General features: G+C 57.4%; 19 protein-coding genes. 9 read left to right on the top strand and 10 right to left on the bottom strand.

The annotated features are described in order from the left end of the window. The first annotated feature begins 118 nt into the window (after nucleotides 1–118). Nucleotides 119–1,102, top strand: a complete 984-nt coding sequence (gene acuI / locus BK660_RS01490) for an acrylyl-CoA reductase (NADPH) (protein WP_123431762.1) — start codon at nucleotides 119–121, stop codon at nucleotides 1,100–1,102. On the opposite strand, the gene ada is transcribed toward acuI, so the two are convergent. From ada to BK660_RS01470, 5 genes are all read right to left on the bottom strand, one after another. Beyond that, nucleotides 1,103–2,167 carry a bifunctional DNA-binding transcriptional regulator/O6-methylguanine-DNA methyltransferase Ada gene (gene ada / locus BK660_RS01485; RefSeq protein ID WP_123431761.1) on the bottom strand — a complete coding sequence of 355 codons (1,065 nt, stop codon included), beginning with the start codon at nucleotides 2,165–2,167 and terminating at the stop codon, nucleotides 1,103–1,105. 87 nt (nucleotides 2,168–2,254) lie between these two features. Beyond that, complete coding sequence (gene alkB / locus BK660_RS01480) at nucleotides 2,255–2,920, bottom strand: DNA oxidative demethylase AlkB (RefSeq protein ID WP_123431760.1); 666 nt, start codon at nucleotides 2,918–2,920, stop codon at nucleotides 2,255–2,257. Nucleotides 2,921–2,923: 3 nt separating this feature from the next. Then, a complete protein-coding gene (locus BK660_RS01475) occupies nucleotides 2,924–3,592 on the bottom strand; it encodes a 2OG-Fe(II) oxygenase (protein ID WP_123431759.1) in 669 nt (222 codons plus the stop codon). 126 nt (nucleotides 3,593–3,718) lie between these two features. Then, a complete protein-coding gene (locus BK660_RS32515) occupies nucleotides 3,719–3,895 on the bottom strand; it encodes a hypothetical protein (protein WP_155953714.1) in 177 nt (58 codons plus the stop codon). 29 nt (nucleotides 3,896–3,924) lie between these two features. Beyond that, the gene (locus tag BK660_RS01470; RefSeq protein ID WP_016984992.1) at nucleotides 3,925–4,227 is read right to left on the bottom strand and encodes a DUF1883 domain-containing protein; all 303 of its coding nucleotides are present in this window, start codon (nucleotides 4,225–4,227) and stop codon (nucleotides 3,925–3,927) included. Nucleotides 4,228–4,439: 212 nt separating this feature from the next. On the opposite strand from BK660_RS01470, the gene BK660_RS01465 reads away from it, so the two are divergent. Together BK660_RS01465 and BK660_RS01460 are read left to right on the top strand one after the other, a co-directional pair. Further along, nucleotides 4,440–4,796: a hypothetical protein gene (locus BK660_RS01465; protein ID WP_123431758.1), complete on the top strand. Its 357-nt coding sequence runs from the start codon at nucleotides 4,440–4,442 to the stop codon at nucleotides 4,794–4,796. 72 nt (nucleotides 4,797–4,868) lie between these two features. Next, nucleotides 4,869–5,099, top strand: coding sequence for a hypothetical protein (locus BK660_RS01460; RefSeq protein WP_027922990.1), 231 nt, complete (start codon nucleotides 4,869–4,871; stop codon nucleotides 5,097–5,099). An 8-nt stretch (nucleotides 5,100–5,107) separates the two neighbouring features. Here BK660_RS01460 and BK660_RS01455 read toward each other — a convergent pair whose 3' ends face one another. Beyond that, entirely contained in the window at nucleotides 5,108–5,389 is a 282-nt protein-coding gene (locus BK660_RS01455) for a hypothetical protein (RefSeq protein ID WP_027922991.1), read from the bottom strand. A 139-nt stretch (nucleotides 5,390–5,528) separates the two neighbouring features. Further along, nucleotides 5,529–5,720, bottom strand: a complete 192-nt coding sequence (locus BK660_RS01450) for an SH3 domain-containing protein (RefSeq protein WP_123431757.1) — start codon at nucleotides 5,718–5,720, stop codon at nucleotides 5,529–5,531. Nucleotides 5,721–6,003: 283 nt separating this feature from the next. Between BK660_RS01450 and galU the strand changes: the two genes are divergently transcribed. Together galU and gorA are read left to right on the top strand one after the other, a co-directional pair. Then, entirely contained in the window at nucleotides 6,004–6,843 is an 840-nt protein-coding gene (galU, locus tag BK660_RS01445) for a UTP--glucose-1-phosphate uridylyltransferase GalU (RefSeq protein WP_010460715.1), read from the top strand. Nucleotides 6,844–6,973: 130 nt separating this feature from the next. Continuing rightward, entirely contained in the window at nucleotides 6,974–8,332 is a 1,359-nt protein-coding gene (gene gorA, locus BK660_RS01440; protein ID WP_123431756.1) for a glutathione-disulfide reductase, read from the top strand. Here the strand turns inward: gorA and BK660_RS01435 are convergent. Then, the gene (locus BK660_RS01435) at nucleotides 8,329–9,339 is read right to left on the bottom strand and encodes a DNA-binding protein (protein ID WP_123431755.1); all 1,011 of its coding nucleotides are present in this window, start codon (nucleotides 9,337–9,339) and stop codon (nucleotides 8,329–8,331) included. The two genes, gorA and BK660_RS01435, sit on opposite strands and share 4 nt — an antisense overlap. Before the next feature lie 178 nt (nucleotides 9,340–9,517). Here BK660_RS01435 and BK660_RS01430 point away from each other — a divergent pair, with 178 nt between their 5' ends. The 3 genes from BK660_RS01430 to ahpF all read left to right on the top strand — a co-directional run bounded on the left by BK660_RS01430 (nucleotide 9,518) and on the right by ahpF (nucleotide 12,876). Continuing rightward, nucleotides 9,518–10,456 (top strand): site-specific integrase, encoded by a 939-nt coding sequence (locus tag BK660_RS01430; RefSeq protein WP_123431754.1) that lies wholly within the window; start codon nucleotides 9,518–9,520, stop codon nucleotides 10,454–10,456. A gap of 150 nt (nucleotides 10,457–10,606) precedes the next feature. Then, nucleotides 10,607–11,170 (top strand): alkyl hydroperoxide reductase subunit C, encoded by a 564-nt coding sequence (gene ahpC, locus BK660_RS01425; RefSeq protein ID WP_010460707.1) that lies wholly within the window; start codon nucleotides 10,607–10,609, stop codon nucleotides 11,168–11,170. A gap of 140 nt (nucleotides 11,171–11,310) precedes the next feature. Next, nucleotides 11,311–12,876: an alkyl hydroperoxide reductase subunit F gene (gene ahpF, locus BK660_RS01420; protein WP_123431753.1), complete on the top strand. Its 1,566-nt coding sequence runs from the start codon at nucleotides 11,311–11,313 to the stop codon at nucleotides 12,874–12,876. A gap of 177 nt (nucleotides 12,877–13,053) precedes the next feature. Here the strand turns inward: ahpF and gloA are convergent, their stop codons facing one another. Further along, complete coding sequence (gene gloA, locus BK660_RS01415; protein WP_123431752.1) at nucleotides 13,054–13,575, bottom strand: lactoylglutathione lyase; 522 nt, start codon at nucleotides 13,573–13,575, stop codon at nucleotides 13,054–13,056. 145 nt (nucleotides 13,576–13,720) lie between these two features. Here gloA and BK660_RS01410 point away from each other — a divergent pair, with 145 nt between their 5' ends. Next, on the top strand, nucleotides 13,721–14,245 hold the full coding sequence (locus BK660_RS01410; RefSeq protein WP_123431751.1) for a DUF4946 domain-containing protein: 525 nt from the start codon (nucleotides 13,721–13,723) through the stop codon (nucleotides 14,243–14,245). Between the two features lie 176 nt (nucleotides 14,246–14,421). Here BK660_RS01410 and BK660_RS01405 read toward each other — a convergent pair whose 3' ends face one another. Further along, the gene (locus tag BK660_RS01405) at nucleotides 14,422–14,787 is read right to left on the bottom strand and encodes a histone-like nucleoid-structuring protein, MvaT/MvaU family (RefSeq protein ID WP_027922999.1); all 366 of its coding nucleotides are present in this window, start codon (nucleotides 14,785–14,787) and stop codon (nucleotides 14,422–14,424) included. Nucleotides 14,788–14,924: the final 137 nt, after the last annotated feature.

The following is a 14,924-nucleotide window of genomic DNA, read 5'->3' as shown; positions in this document are numbered from 1 at the left end:
GAAGGGCCAGTCGACTTTTGGCTGGTCAGCGGTTTGGCTTAAAGTCTTGTACGGCGAAATGTTTCTTTATGGTATTTCAAGGGTTCCACATCCTGATTGATTCCATTGAGAGGTAACGATGTTCAAGGGTATTTTGATCGACAAAGACGACAGCGGTTATCGGGCCACACTGCAAGAGATCAATGACGATCAACTGCCCGAAGGGAATGTGACGGTCCGTGTGGCGTACAGCACGCTGAACTTCAAGGATGGCTTGGCAATCACCGGCAGCAGCCCGGTGGTGCGAAAATTCCCCATGGTGCCGGGGATCGATCTGGCAGGCACGGTCGAAACCAGCGATCACCCGGACTACAAGGCCGGTGATCAAGTGGTCCTCAATGGCTGGGGCGTTGGCGAAGGGCATTGGGGTGGATTGGCGCAGAAGGCGCGCCTGAACGGTGACTGGTTGATCCCGCTGCCAAAGGAATTTACGGCGGCCCAAGCCATGGCCATCGGTACTGCCGGCTACACGGCCATGCTGAGCATCCTGGCGCTGGAACATAACGGCGTGACGCCCGATCAAGGCGAAGTGCTGGTCACCGGTGCCAACGGCGGCGTAGGCAGTTTCGCCATCGCGCTGCTGAGCAAGCTGGGGTACCGCGTCGTCGCTTCCACCGGCCGAACCTCCGAACACGATTATCTGAAGCGACTCGGCGCGAGCGAAATCATCGACCGCGCCACCTTGTCCGAGCCTGGCAAACCGCTGGCCAAGGAGCGTTGGGCGGCGGTCATCGATTCGGTTGGCAGTCACACGCTGGCCAATGCATGCGCCAGCACCAAGTCCAACGGCACAGTAGCGGCCTGTGGTCTGGCGCAAGGCATGGACTTCCCTGCTTCGGTTGCCCCCTTCATTCTGCGCGGCGTGACTTTGGCCGGGATAAACAGCGTGACCCAGCCCAAGGCCAAGCGCGTACAGGCCTGGAATCGACTGGCCAAGGATCTGGACTTCGCTCTGCTGCCGCTGATCAGTCATGAAATTGGTTTGAGCGAAGCCATCGAAGCCGCGCCGCGCTTGCTCGCCGGGCAATTGCGCGGGCGGGTGGTGGTCGATGTGAATCGCTGATCAGCGCGTCTCGCGTTCCAGCAACAGGCGCTTGCGCTCAACCCCCCAGCGATAGCCCGACAGGTTGCCGTCGCTACGCACCACGCGGTGGCAAGGGATCGCCACCGCCAGACTGTTCGCTCCACACGCCTGGGCCACGGCGCGCACAGCCTTGGGTGATCCGATGCGTTGGGCGATCTCGGCATAGCTCGCGGTGCGGCCGGCGGGAATCTCGCGCAAGGCTTGCCAGACGCGTTCCTGAAACGCCGTGCCGCGCACGTCCAGCGGCAAATCCAGGCCAAGGGCCGGCGCTTCGATAAACCCTACGACCTGGGCGATCAGTTGCTCGAACTCATGATCGGCACCGATCAGGTTGGCACGCCGAAACTTGTCCTGCAGATCGCAGACCAGTTGATGCGGATCATCCCCCAGTAGAATCGCGCAAACCCCGCGTTCACTTTGCGCCACCAGAATGGCCCCGAGGGAGCATTGGCCGACGGCAAAGCGGATGTCGTTGTTTTGCCCGGCAGCGCGATAGTCACCCGGCTTCATCCCGAGCAGATTATCCGCTGCTTCATAGAAACGACTGTTGGAATTGAAACCGGCGTCGTACAAGGCGTCGGTGACCGAGCCGCCATCCGCCAGACGATCACGCACCTTGCGCGAGCGATGGGCCGTGGCGTAACCCTTGGGGGTCAGCCCGGTGACGGCTTTGAACACTCGATGGAAGTGGAAGCTGCTGAGACCCGCGGCGTCCGCCAGTTCATTGAGCGGCGGCAGATTTTCGGCGGATTCGATGTGCCGGCAGGCAGCGGCCACGGTGGCCGCGTGCTGGGCGGCCACATCACTTTGGTCTTTTGCCGCGCGTTTGCTGGGACGATATCCCGCCGCCTGGGCTTGCTCCGGCGTGTCGAAAAACTCGACGTTCTGCGGATTCGGCAAGCGCGCCAGGCTGCTCGGGCGGCAATAGATGCCGGTAGTTTTTACCGCGTAGACAAATTGCCCGTCTGCGGCCGGATCGCGCGCAACGACGGCGGCCCAGCGAGGATCGATTTCGGTAGCTGTTTTAGTCGAATGAGTTGTCATGTCTGTAGTTCCATTGACCCGTTTCATTCAGATTAATCAGGCGGGAGGGGCGTGGCACTCCGGGTCTTGCGGTCAAATTCGAGTCTTTCATCCGGCCTTACGAAACGTGAAGTTGATGCGTTGTTCGCCCAGCCTTGGATGATGTCCGTCCTTGATTGGCAATACGCCGTGATAGCGCAAGCGGTCGACGCCACCCCAGACCACGATATCGCCGTGCAGCAGTGGTACGCGCTGGCTTTTATCACTTCGTTCAAAACCGCCGAACAGGAATGTCGCTGGTAACCCCAGCGATACCGAAACGATCGGCGCTGCGTAGGAACCTTCGTCTTTATCCTGGTGCAATGACATCTTCGCGCCGGGGACATAGCGGTTGATCAGGCAGGAATCAGGTACAAAATCCGTAAATCCCGCTTCACGTGCCGCCGCTTTTGCCAGCTCGAAAAACACATCAGGCATCTTCGGCCAGGGTTGCCCGGTCTGCGGGTCATTGCGCGTGTATTTGTAGCCGCTGCGGTCGGTGGTCCAACCCAGGGCACCGCAACTGCTCAAGGCTACGGACATGGTGAAGCCGCCGGGGGTGACCATCTGCCGAAACGGCGCGACCGCCAAAACCTCCTCAAGCGCAGTCAGCAACGAGTCCAGCCAGGGCAGGGCAAAGCCGCGCAAGACGCAGGCTTGTTCACCGATCTGCTCGCGCTTGGGCGGCGGCTCGGGTTCTGTGTCGGCAAACAAATCCAGGGTGAAGGGGCTCATGGCTCATAACGCATCGTGAAAGATGATTCCAAGGGTATGCCGTTTTCCGCTGTGCAGGCGACTCACACCGTGGCGCATGTTCACTCGGTAATAACCGCGAACACCTTTGACCGGGCGCTGGCTGACGGCAAAGATCAAGGCATCGCCTTTCTTCAGGTCCATGACCAGAGGGCGTGACTGCATGCGCGGGCGTTGTTCGGTCAGCACGAATTCACCGCCGGTGAAGTCTTCGTCGGGTTCTGACAGAAGAATCGCCACTTGTAGCGGGAAGACGTGTTCGCCGTACAGGTCCTGGTGCAGGCAGTTGTAGTCCTGCGGGCCGTATTGCAGCAACAAGGGTGTCGGACGTTCCTGACCGGCGGCATGACAGCGCTGCAAAAAGGCTTCGTGCGTGGCGGGAAAACGCGTCTGCAGACCCATGTATTCGTGCCAGCGGTTGGCAATCGGCACGAGGGCAGGGTAAAGCTCGCTGCGCAGGCGTGCGACGGGATCCGGCAGAGGGTATTTGAAGTACTTGTACTCGCCTCGGCCAAAACCGTGGCGAGCCATGATCACCTGTGAACGAAAAAGCCCGGGCTGCGCGTAAAACGCGCTGATCTTGTCGCAGGCTTCGCTACTCAGGAGCGATCTGATAATGGCGCAGCCATCCTGATCGAGTTGTTGCTCCAGCATGTTCTGACTCCTTAACCCAAGGTTGAGGTGGCCAGTCTAGGCAGCGGTGGCGGGGTGAACACTCCGGCGCTTGCGGTCAAACTTCAGACTCGGGAGCAGACATCCCTGTGGTCGCTCCGGGGACTGTTACAGCGCTTTGCTGACACTGATCTCGCTGATGACATCGTCGCTCTGGCCATGAATGGCGTCGAGCGCGGCCTTCGCTTCTTCGGCAGTGCCGTTTTCAAGCTGGGCAAACTCGAAACGGCGCTCACCGTTGAGTTTGTATTTGATGACGTACTTGGTCGTTTGAGCCACGGTCATACCTGCCTTGTTTCGTGTGCGGACGTTGCTCAGCTCAGTTTCGTGCTGGAGCGACGGATGATCTTGATCGAGTGAGTCAGGGTCGGCTTGCGGGTCACGCTGATCGGCCGGCGGTTGACCGTGTCGATGGTGATGTTCCAGAAACCGGTGCTCGGCGCGGTAATCCGGGCCGGGAAAGTATCGAACGCGCCGCCGTGGTAAGTGTGACGACCACCATTCTTGAAGCTGCGGAAGTTGGCGTCGTTCATCAAGCGGATGTTGCACATTTGGGAGCACTGGATGACGACGATGTCGTCTTCGTTGAGGTGCTCGCGCTGGTGGATAAATTTCATGAGGCGCCTCCAGAAGGGCTTTTTCTACAAAATCAAAACGATAGCATGGGCGATTGGCGCAGTTTATCAGCCCGGACAGGTTATTATCGGGTCGTCAGGGTTCGCTTTGACAATTAAAAACAGTAATTCGGAATTCTGTGAGCGATAAAAGCGGTGCGCCTCGGAGAAAATCAGCATTTGTGCTGTCCGAGGGTCTTTATCGGAGGTTTTGTATGAAGTGGGGTGTGTTAGTCCTGCCGTTGGCGTTGGTCGTAAGTGGTTGCGCGAATGTTACGGAGATCAACGAGACGCTGCCGACCATGAACGTGATCTCAGGCAAGAAGCCCCATGAGTACGCGCAGTGCCTGATGGAGCAATTGGCTGATAGCCGTGGTGCTTTGCAAGTCGAGCCGCACAAAGACGGAATGCGCGTGATCGTTCCGGCGAAGTTCTCGTCGGCCCCGGCTGCCGTCTTTGACATTGAAGAACGCTCCAACGGCAGCAGCATCAAACTGCATGAGCGCATGTCCAATGTGCCGGTGCGTCCCAAGGATGTGCAGAAAGCCGCGAATACCTGTATTTCCGGCTGATAGACTGGCAACAAACTACATCGATGCCGTCAAGGCTGTGCTTTGACGGCATCGTCATTTCTGGAGTCAGGCATGAAGCGAGAACAGGTTCGGGAGCGGCATGCAGAGGGTCACATCTCTGCCACTCATGTGATTCAGAATCCGGCGAATCCAGGGGAGTGGATCGTGTTTTTCAAGAAAAGCGCCGGGCGCAGTTATTTTCTGGTGGACGATAACGACGAAGTCGAATCTTTCAGCCGTCTCGACGACTTGATCGAGACCGTGCGCGGTCTCGGGATCAAATTCGCCGAAATTCACATGTAGCGTCGGTCTTACTTGCAGACCACCAGAACGCTGCGGTTCTTGAAGTTGCCAACGTCGACGCCCAGGGTCTTGTCACTTTCCTTGGTTGACGGCGTGCCGTCCGTCCCGACGATCCGGTAGCCAGTGCCAGCGCAGGAGGCATCGGCTTTTTCGTAGCAGGTGGCCCAGGAGTTGGCTTCTCCGGAGCAGTCGATGGCCAGCCCCTGTTCACCGTTTTTCAGGTAAGCGGTTTCCGAGGTGGCGCAGCCGCTCAAGGCCAATACTGCAATCAGAGGCAAAAATTTAGTCATGTCGTGGTCGTCGTCAGGATGATGGGGCTAAGCCTGTGACAGCGCTGGCATCAAAAGGTTATAGCGAAGGGCCACTTCTTTGCAGATGGCCACAAAAAAGCCCTGCGCGAAGCAGGGCCTGGTCAAAAACCGGGTCAGATCAAGTCTTGTCTTTACCGCGGCGCTTGGCGGGTGCCGGGTGTTCAAGCTCCAATACGGATGCCACCTCAATCGCCAGCTTCTCGGTAGGGAACGGTCCGGTGATGGTCTCGGTGCCGCCGAAGTTCTCTATCCACCATTGGCCGTCTTTCTGTTTGATCAGGAACCCGTTGACGCTTTTTACTTCCGACATCTATCTGCCTCGTTGGCTGGTTCAATTGCGCCATGATAGCGCCAAATGCACCCAGAGAGTGCTGATGGGCGTATGGTGGTGCGATTGCAAGCCTGGTTGATTGTCTGGTGAATTCTGCTATCTATTGTGGATTGCAAAACTGCTTGTGCAGCTATTCGCGGAACTATCTGCGGGAATATTTCTCTATGTTGGCATCGGTTAGCCAGTGCGGGGCATTGTAAGGTGCACGCCGCCTGATTAGACTGCGCCGAAACTCGTACACACAGCCCTTTCAAGGACTTATATGATCAAGAAATGCTTGTTCCCAGCAGCCGGTTACGGTACTCGCTTCCTGCCAGCGACTAAAGCCATGCCCAAAGAAATGCTGCCGGTGGTAAACAAGCCACTGATCCAGTACGGCGTCGAAGAAGCTCTGGACGCTGGCTTGACCGAAATTTCCATCGTTACCGGTCGCGGCAAACGCGCCCTGGAAGACCACTTCGACATCAGCTACGAGCTGGAAAACCAGATCAAGGGCACCGACAAAGAGAAATACCTGGTCGGTATCCGCAAGTTGCTCGACAACTGCTCGTTCTCCTACACCCGTCAGACCGAAATGAAAGGCCTGGGTCACGCGATTCTGACCGGTCGCCCGCTGATCGGTGACGAACCGTTCGCCGTGGTACTGGCGGATGACTTGTGCGTAAACCTTGAAGGTGACGGCGTTCTGACCCAGATGGTCAAGCTGTACAAGCAGTTCCGCTGCTCGATCGTCGCCATCCAGGAAGTCGACCCGCAGGAAACTCACAAGTACGGCGTTATTGCCGGTGAGATGATTCGCGATGATATCTACCGCGTTCACAGCATGGTCGAAAAACCAAAGCCGGAAGATGCGCCGTCGAACCTGGCGATCATCGGTCGCTACATCCTGACCCCGGATATCTTCGACCTGATCGAACAAACCGAGCCAGGCAAGGGTGGTGAAATCCAGATCACCGACGCCCTGATGAAACAAGCCCAGAACGGCTGCGTGATGGCCTACAAGTTCAAAGGCAAGCGTTTCGACTGCGGTGGCGCTGAAGGTTACATCGACGCGACCAACTTCTGCTTCGAGAACTTCTACAAGACTGGCAAGGCTTACTGATAGCTGTTGACCCGCTTGTATTGAAAAGCCACCTTCGGGTGGCTTTTTCATTTTCTGGCCCCATATCGTTTGCAACACTTGCCCGGCGAACGTCTGCGGGTATGCTTGTGGACTGCCGAGGAGATTGAAAATGGCCTTTGATTTTGATTTGTACGTGATTGGCGCCGGTTCCGGTGGTGTGCGAGCTGCGCGATTTGCCGCTGGTTTTGGCGCAAAAGTGGCCGTGGCCGAGAGCCGCTATCTGGGCGGCACGTGTGTCAATGTCGGCTGTGTGCCGAAGAAGTTGCTGGTCTACGGGGCGCACTTCGCCGAAGACTTCGAGCAGTCGTCCGGTTTTGGCTGGACGCTGGGCGAGGCGCAGTTTGATTGGGCCACGTTGATCGCCAACAAGGACCGCGAGATCAATCGCCTGAACGGCATTTATCGCAGCTTGCTGGTCAACAGCGGCGTGACCTTGCATGAAGGCCACGCCAAAATCGTCGATCCGCACACCGTCGAGATCAATGGCGAGCGCCACACCGCTAAAAACATCCTGATTGCGACCGGTGGCTGGCCGCAGATCCCGGAAATCCCGGGGCACGAGCATGCGATCAGCTCCAACCAGGCGTTCTTCCTCAAGGAACTGCCGAAGCGCGTTGTGGTGGTGGGCGGTGGTTACATTGCCGTTGAGTTCGCCGGCATCTTCCACGGGCTGGGCGCCAAAACCACGTTGCTGTATCGCGGTGAGTTGTTCCTGCGCGGTTTTGATGGTGCGGTGCGCAAGCATTTGCAGGAAGAATTGACCAAGCGCGGCATGGACCTGCAATTCAATTCCGACATCGAGCGTATCGACAAGCAGCCTGATGGCAGCCTGAAGGTGACACTCAAGGACGGTCGTGAGCTGGAGGCGGATTGTGTGTTCTATGCGACCGGCCGGCGTCCGATGCTCGATAACCTTGGGCTGGAAAACACCGGCGTCAAACTCGACAAGAAAGGCTTTGTCGAGGTCGATGAGCAGTATCAGACGGCTGAACCGTCGATCCTTGCGCTCGGTGATGTGATCGGTCGTGTGCAACTGACACCGGTTGCTCTGGCCGAAGGCATGGCCGTGGCTCGGCGCTTGTTCAAGCCTGAGCAATACCGTCCGGTGGATTACAAGATGATCCCGACTGCCGTGTTCAGCCTGCCGAACATTGGCACCGTTGGCTTGAGTGAAGAAGACGCTCGCGAAGCCGGCCACGAGGTGGTGATCTATGAAAGCCGTTTCCGCCCAATGAAGCTGACCCTGACTGAATGCCAGGAGCGCACGCTGATGAAGTTGGTGGTGGATGCCAAGACCGACAAAGTGCTGGGCTGCCACATGGTCGGGCCGGATGCCGGCGAGATCGTTCAGGGCCTGGCGATTGCCTTGAAGGCAGGGGCGACCAAGCGCGATTTCGACGAAACCATCGGTGTGCACCCGACGGCCGCCGAAGAGTTCGTCACCATGCGTACGCCTGTCGCGGGTTAATCGTCCTTGTCTGCGTCTGGCGCTGTTGCAACAACAGCCGCCAGGCGCACGCTTTCATCGAGGCTCGCCTGAGTCTTGAGCAATTCAATTTCCAGCACCTTATTGGCCTGCGACTGCTCGTCGACGCTCTGTTTCAACGACTGACTTTCCAGCAGGGCGACGCGCAAGCGTTCCTGGAGGAGGGTGCGTTCGCTGTCGATTCGGTTGACCTGTTCCAGCAGTTGGTCCTGCCGGCTATTGGTCTGCTTGAGTTGATCCTGCAACAGGCTCAGCTCCCTCTGAGAACCCCGGTTTTCGGTGAACAGGCGCTCATTGTCGCGGTGCAGTTGAGTGTTCTCATCCTGGCGCACCATTGCGCTTTGCTGCGCCTGACGCAACTCCATCTGAATCTGCTGCACCTGGCTTTCGTGGCGGCTTTGTTCCTGCTCGCGCTGTTCCTTGACGGCGTTGCGGTAGTGCTCCAGGGCTTCGCGGGCGTGCAGGTGCTTTTCTTCCAGTGAGCGGATCTGCTCGTCCTTGTCCTGCAAGCGCAGCTCGAAGCCAGCCAGTGCCTGATTCAACCCGGCGTTACGAGTTTGCTCGGTCTGCAGCATGGAGCGGGTTTCTTGCAGTGAGTCGGATTCCTGGGTTAGCGCGAGGCTTTGCATCTCGTACTGCTGATGCAATTCGGTATTAGCTTCCTGGGCCTCGGTGAGTTGGCTTTCCAGTGCTTTGCGCTGCTGGTCGTACTGCTCGCGAGCCTGGTCGATAGGTTCCTGGGCCTTCTCTTTCAGGCGTTGGGCCAGGCGCGATACCAGGTCCGTCAGCTCGTCATCGATGGGTTCTGCCACGGACTCGGCCCGTTCACGACCGTCATCCAGTTCCTTCAGGTAGCGATGGATCGTGGTTTTCGAGCCTGTATTGCCCATTTCGATTCGTACTGCATCGATGCTTGGGTTCTCGCCACGGGCGAGGATCGCCAACCGTGCCGCTTGCACCACTGCTTTATTTACGCCGCCACGAGCCATGAGTTCTCCTACGATTTCGTACTGTGGTACATGCCACTAAAGTACGCAGTGTACCATCTGATAAATAAAGATAAATGATGTCAGTTTGTCATGCGGGATATACTGGTATTACCCCGTGTGAAGAGCCGCACGGCCCGATTGCACACGCCAACGCGGTACGTTTGAGAGAGTTGAGCTAATGACCGAGCTGGATCGATACCTAGAGGCCGCCACGCGCGACAACACCCGGCGCAGCTATCGGGCAGCCATTGAGCATTTCGAAGTCACGTGGGGCGGGTTTCTGCCGGCCACCGCCGACAGCGTTGCGCGCTATCTGGTGGCGTATGCGGGGGAGTTGTCGATCAACACGCTGAAATTGCGGTTGTCGGCGCTGGCGCAGTGGCACAACAGCCAGGGATTTCCTGACCCGACCAAGGCGCCGGTGGTGCGCAAAGTCTTCAAGGGGATTCGCGCATTGCACCCGGCTCAGGAAAAACAGGCCGAACCGTTGCAGCTGCAGCATCTGGAACAGGTGATTGCGTGGCTGGAGCTGGAAGCACAGACCGCTAAATCTCAAGATGACCAACCGAAACTTTTAAGAGCAAGGCGCGACATGGCGCTGATCCTCCTGGGATTCTGGCGCGGGTTTCGCAGTGATGAGCTGTGCCGTGTACAGATCGAGCACGTTCAAGCGGTCGCCAGTTCAGGCATCACGCTCTACTTGCCGCGCACCAAGAGCGACCGCGAGAACCTCGGCAAGACCTACCAGACCCCGGCCTTGCAGCGTCTTTGCCCGGTGAACGCGTACATCCAGTGGATCACCGAAGCTGCATTGGTTCGCGGGCCGGTGTTTCGAGGCATCGACCGCTGGGGGCACTTGAGCGAGGAGGGGCTGCACGCCAACAGCGTCATCCCGCTACTGCGCCAGGCCCTGGAGCGCGCCGGTATTCCCGCCGAACACTACACCAGCCACTCCTTGCGTCGCGGCTTTGCCAGTTGGGCTCATCAGAGCGGTTGGGACTTGAAGTCGTTGATGAGTTACGTGGGCTGGAAGGATATGAAGTCCGCCATGCGCTATGTTGAAGTGAGCCCGTTTCTGGGCATGGCCCGACTCGCGGAAAAGCCAGTGGCACTGTAGATCACGTTTTCTTCTATTAATACCGTCGGCTAATAGCGAAAACAAATCAGCAGCATGAGGTTTGCCAATGAGCCATCCGGGGATCGAGTGGGTAGGATTCACCCCATCAACTTGTTAACCCAACTTTTCAACCCTGACGGAGAGTCATCGATGCCTATCATCAACAGCCAAGTTAAACCATTCAAAGCTGACGCCTTCAAAAATGGCGACTTCGTAAAAGTGTCGGACGCTGACCTGAAAGGCAAATGGTCTGTCGTGTTCTTCTACCCGGCTGACTTCACCTTCGTTTGCCCGACCGAACTGGAAGACCTGGCTGACAACTACGACGCGTTCCAGAAACTGGGCGTCGAAATCTACAGCGTTTCCACCGATACCCACTTTGCCCACGCTGCCTGGCACAACACTTCGCCAGCCATCGGCAAAATCCAGTACACCATGATCGGCGACCCGACTCATGCCATCTCCCGCAACTTCGACGTGCTGATTGAAGACGCAGGCCTGGCTGACCGTGGCACCTTCGTGATCAACCCTGAAGGCCAGATCAAAATCGTTGAACTGAACGATGGCGGCGTTGGCCGTGACGCTTCCGAGCTGCTGCGCAAGATCAAGGCTGCCCAGTACGTCGCTGCTCACCCAGGCCAGGTTTGCCCAGCCAAGTGGAAAGAAGGCGAGGCCACTCTGGCTCCGTCCCTGGACCTGGTCGGCAAGATCTAAGTCTGTGAGCGCTACATCAGGGCGGTACGCCGCACCTACTCAGTAAGCTGCAACCGCCCTCAAAAACGCCCGGGCGAGATTCGCTCGGGCGTTTTTTTTATGCCTGCTTTTCATGAAATACCAGAAAGGAAATCGCCCGTATGTTGGACGCCAATCTTAAAGCCCAGTTGAAATCGTACCTGGAACGGGTCACCCAGCCGATCGAGATCGTTGCCTCCCTCGACGACGGTGCGAAATCCCTGGAAATGCTCGAATTACTGAAAGACGTTGCCAGTCTTTCCACACACATTACCTTGCTCGATAACGGTGATGACGCACGCAAGCCATCGTTCTCGATCAATCGCCCAGGCGCCGACATCAGCCTGCGCTTTGCCGGCCTCCCGATGGGCCACGAATTCACTTCGTTAGTGTTGGCGCTGCTGCAAGTCGGCGGCCACCCTTCGAAGGCCAGTGTTGAAGTGATCGAACAGATTCGCTCACTCAAAGGCGAGTTCAGCTTCGAGACTTACTTCTCGCTGTCCTGCCAAAACTGCCCGGACGTCGTTCAGGCGCTGAACCTGATGGCCGTGTTGAACCCCCACATCCGCCACGTCGCCATTGACGGCGCGCTGTTCCAGGCCGAAGTCGATGAACGCCAGATCATGGCGGTGCCCAGTGTTTACCTGAACGGTGTGAACTTCGGCCAGGGCCGCATGGGCCTCGAAGAAATCCTCGCCAAGCTCGACACCAGCGGCATCGAGCGTCAGGCCGAGAAGCTCAACGCTAAAGAAGCTTTCGATGTATTGGTTGTCGGCGGTGGCCCGGCGGGTGCAGCAGCGGCGATCTACGCAGCGCGTAAAGGCATTCGCACCGGTGTGGCAGCAGAGCGTTTTGGTGGGCAGGTGCTCGACACCATGGCCATCGAAAACTTCATTTCCGTGCAGGAAACCGAGGGGCCGAAACTGGCCAGCGCGCTCGAAGAACACGTCAAGCAATACGACGTCGATATCATGAACCTGCAACGCGCCACCGCGCTGATCCCGGCGAAGAATCCCGGCGAGTTGCACGAAGTGCGTTTCGAAAGCGGTGCCACGCTGAAAACCAAGGCGCTGATTCTTGCCACGGGTGCGCGCTGGCGTGAAATGGGCGTGCCGGGCGAGCAGGAATACAAAGCCAAAGGCGTGTGTTTCTGCCCGCACTGCGACGGCCCGCTGTTCAAGGGCAAGCGTGTGGCAGTGATCGGCGGCGGTAACTCGGGCGTTGAAGCGGCCATCGACCTGGCCGGGATCGTCAGCCATGTCACGCTGCTGGAGTTCGACAGCAAGCTGCGCGCCGATGCGGTGTTGCAACGCAAGCTGTTCAGCCTGCCGAACGTCACCGTCATCACCAGTGCTTTGACCAGTGAAGTGAAGGGTGATGGCCAGAAGGTCACCGGTTTGGTCTACAAGGATCGTGATTCAGGCGAGTTCAACACGGTCAACCTCGAAGGCATCTTCGTGCAGATCGGTTTGCTGCCCAACACCGATTGGCTCAAGGGCACCATCGAGTTGTCGCCTCGTGGCGAGATCATCGTCGATGCTCGCGGTGAAACCTCGATGCCGGGCATATTTGCCGCCGGCGACGTGACCACCGTGCCGTACAAACAGATCGTGATTGCGGTGGGCGAGGGCGCCAAGGCTTCCCTGAGCGCCTTCGATCACCTGATCCGGACCTCGGCCCCGGCCTGAACGCCGCCGCCGGAAACACAAAACCCCATGAGTGATCATGGGGTTTTTTTATGCCTCACTCAGATCAAATGTGGGAGCGGGCTTGCTCGCGAAAGCGGTGTGTCATTCAGCAGTTATGTTGCCTGACACTACGCCTTCGCGAGCAAGCCCGCTCCCACACTTGATTTGTAGTGGAGCTTACAGCGGAGCAGGCTGGATGATTTCGACCCAGTACGCATCCGGGTCCTTGATGAAGGCCAGGCTCTTCATGCGTCCGTCATTCAGGCGTTTCTGAAAATCACAGCCCAGCGCTTCGAAGCGTTCGCACGCCGCGCGGATGTCTGGCACGGAGATGCAGATGTGACCGAAACCACGCGGGTCGGTGTTGCCGTTGTGGTAGGCGAAATCAGGGTCGTTCTCGGTGCCGTGGTTATGGGTCAGTTCGAGAATGCCGGGAATCGACTTCATCCACTCGGTGCGAGCGCCAGCGTCGGCCGGGATCTGGTTCTTGTCGACCAGGGCGAGGAAATACAGGCTGAATTCCGCTTCCGGGAAATCACGTTTTTCCACCAGCGAGAAACCGAGAATGCGCGTGTAGAAATCCAGGGACTTGGTGATGTCCTTGACCCGCAACATGGTGTGGTTGAAGACGAACTTCTGGGTCGCGGTGTCAGGTTGGGCGGTGACGCCTGGGAAGGTGTTCAATTCGTGCAGGCTCATGGGCCCTCCGGAAAATAAGTGGGGCTAACGAATGGTCACAATGATACGCAAGGGCTCTGACATCACCAAACCCAAACGGTCTGCTATTGCCTGACAGGCGGGCGAGGCTCAGACTTTACCGTTCAATTCGTGAGTGTTTATTGCAATGGTTCGATTCTGTAAGCCGATGTTCGTCCTGTTGGGTGTCTTGTCAGCTGTGGCCAGTGCTCATGCAGAGGCGCCGCAAGTGCCGTGGCCAAGTGGTTGGGAAGTCGAAAACCTTGCGCCAGAAGGTGCGAACCCGGCTGTTTCCCGTCAGCGTGCGGTCAAGAACGATCAAAGCGGCACGCCAGTCATGGTCATGGAGTTGACGATGACTCAGGTTGAAAGCGGTCATCAAGTGAATGTGCAAGGGGTTTTGCTTGAGATGCGCAAGGCGGTGCAGAAAGACTTCTTTCAAAGCGGCTATCAAAGTGTCTGCAACAAAATACATCCCGCGACATTGAGCCGCCTGTCGGCACTGGAAACAACCTGCACCATTACCCAGAACGGGCGACACGTGCTGTCGCAAACATTGGTGGGGGCGGTGGATGCCGATAAAGCCTATGTTCTTTCGTACGCGGGACAGGCCGAGGCTTACAAGACAAGTCAGGACGAAATTGAGCAGCTGCGTAACAGCTTGAAACTTTAGTGATGAGGTTTTACGTGGACGCAGATTTGGCTGGGTGCGGACATTTTTAGATACCCAAAGGCATTAAGCACAAAGTTAATCGGAAAGTTGCGAGTTGATCGTTGCAGATCGTTGCATTTAGTAGGTATCCATGAAAAAGCCCTGCATTGGCAGGGCTTTTTTATAACCGCGAGCTGTTAGCCGCGCAGCCAGGAATCAACAGTGGCTGCACCGTATTGTTCCTTCCAGGCCTTCAGGCCGCGGTGGTTGCCACCCTTGGTTTCAATCAGTTCACCGGTGTGCGGGTTCTGATAGACCTTGACCACGCGAGCGCGGCGGGTTTTAGGCGTTTTTGCTTGTTGCAGACCGGATTTTGCCGGGTTCGGATCGAGGATGGCGATGATGTCACGCAGGCTCTTGCCGTAGGTTTTCATCAGCCCCTGGAGCTTTTCTTCGAATTCGATTTCTTTCTTGAGCCCGGCATCATTCTTCAGCGATTCCAGCTGCTTGAGCTGCTCCTGAAGGGCCTTTTCAGCTGCACGAAATTCAGCGAGTCTGGACAATATCTTTACTCCAATAGTGTGTTTGGCTGATACCAACCGCAAACAAAGCTATAAGCCAAGAGCCTTGAAGCGACTCGGTGATAGTGGCTCACCTGCCTATCTTGCACAGGCAAGAAAAATTGTAGTAGTTAATTGGC

This window comes from Pseudomonas brassicacearum (genome assembly GCF_003732265.1).
Lineage (GTDB): Bacteria > Pseudomonadota > Gammaproteobacteria > Pseudomonadales > Pseudomonadaceae > Aquipseudomonas > Aquipseudomonas brassicacearum_D.
Note: the sequence above shows the minus strand (reverse complement) of the source record. Positions and strands in the feature narration are given on the sequence as shown.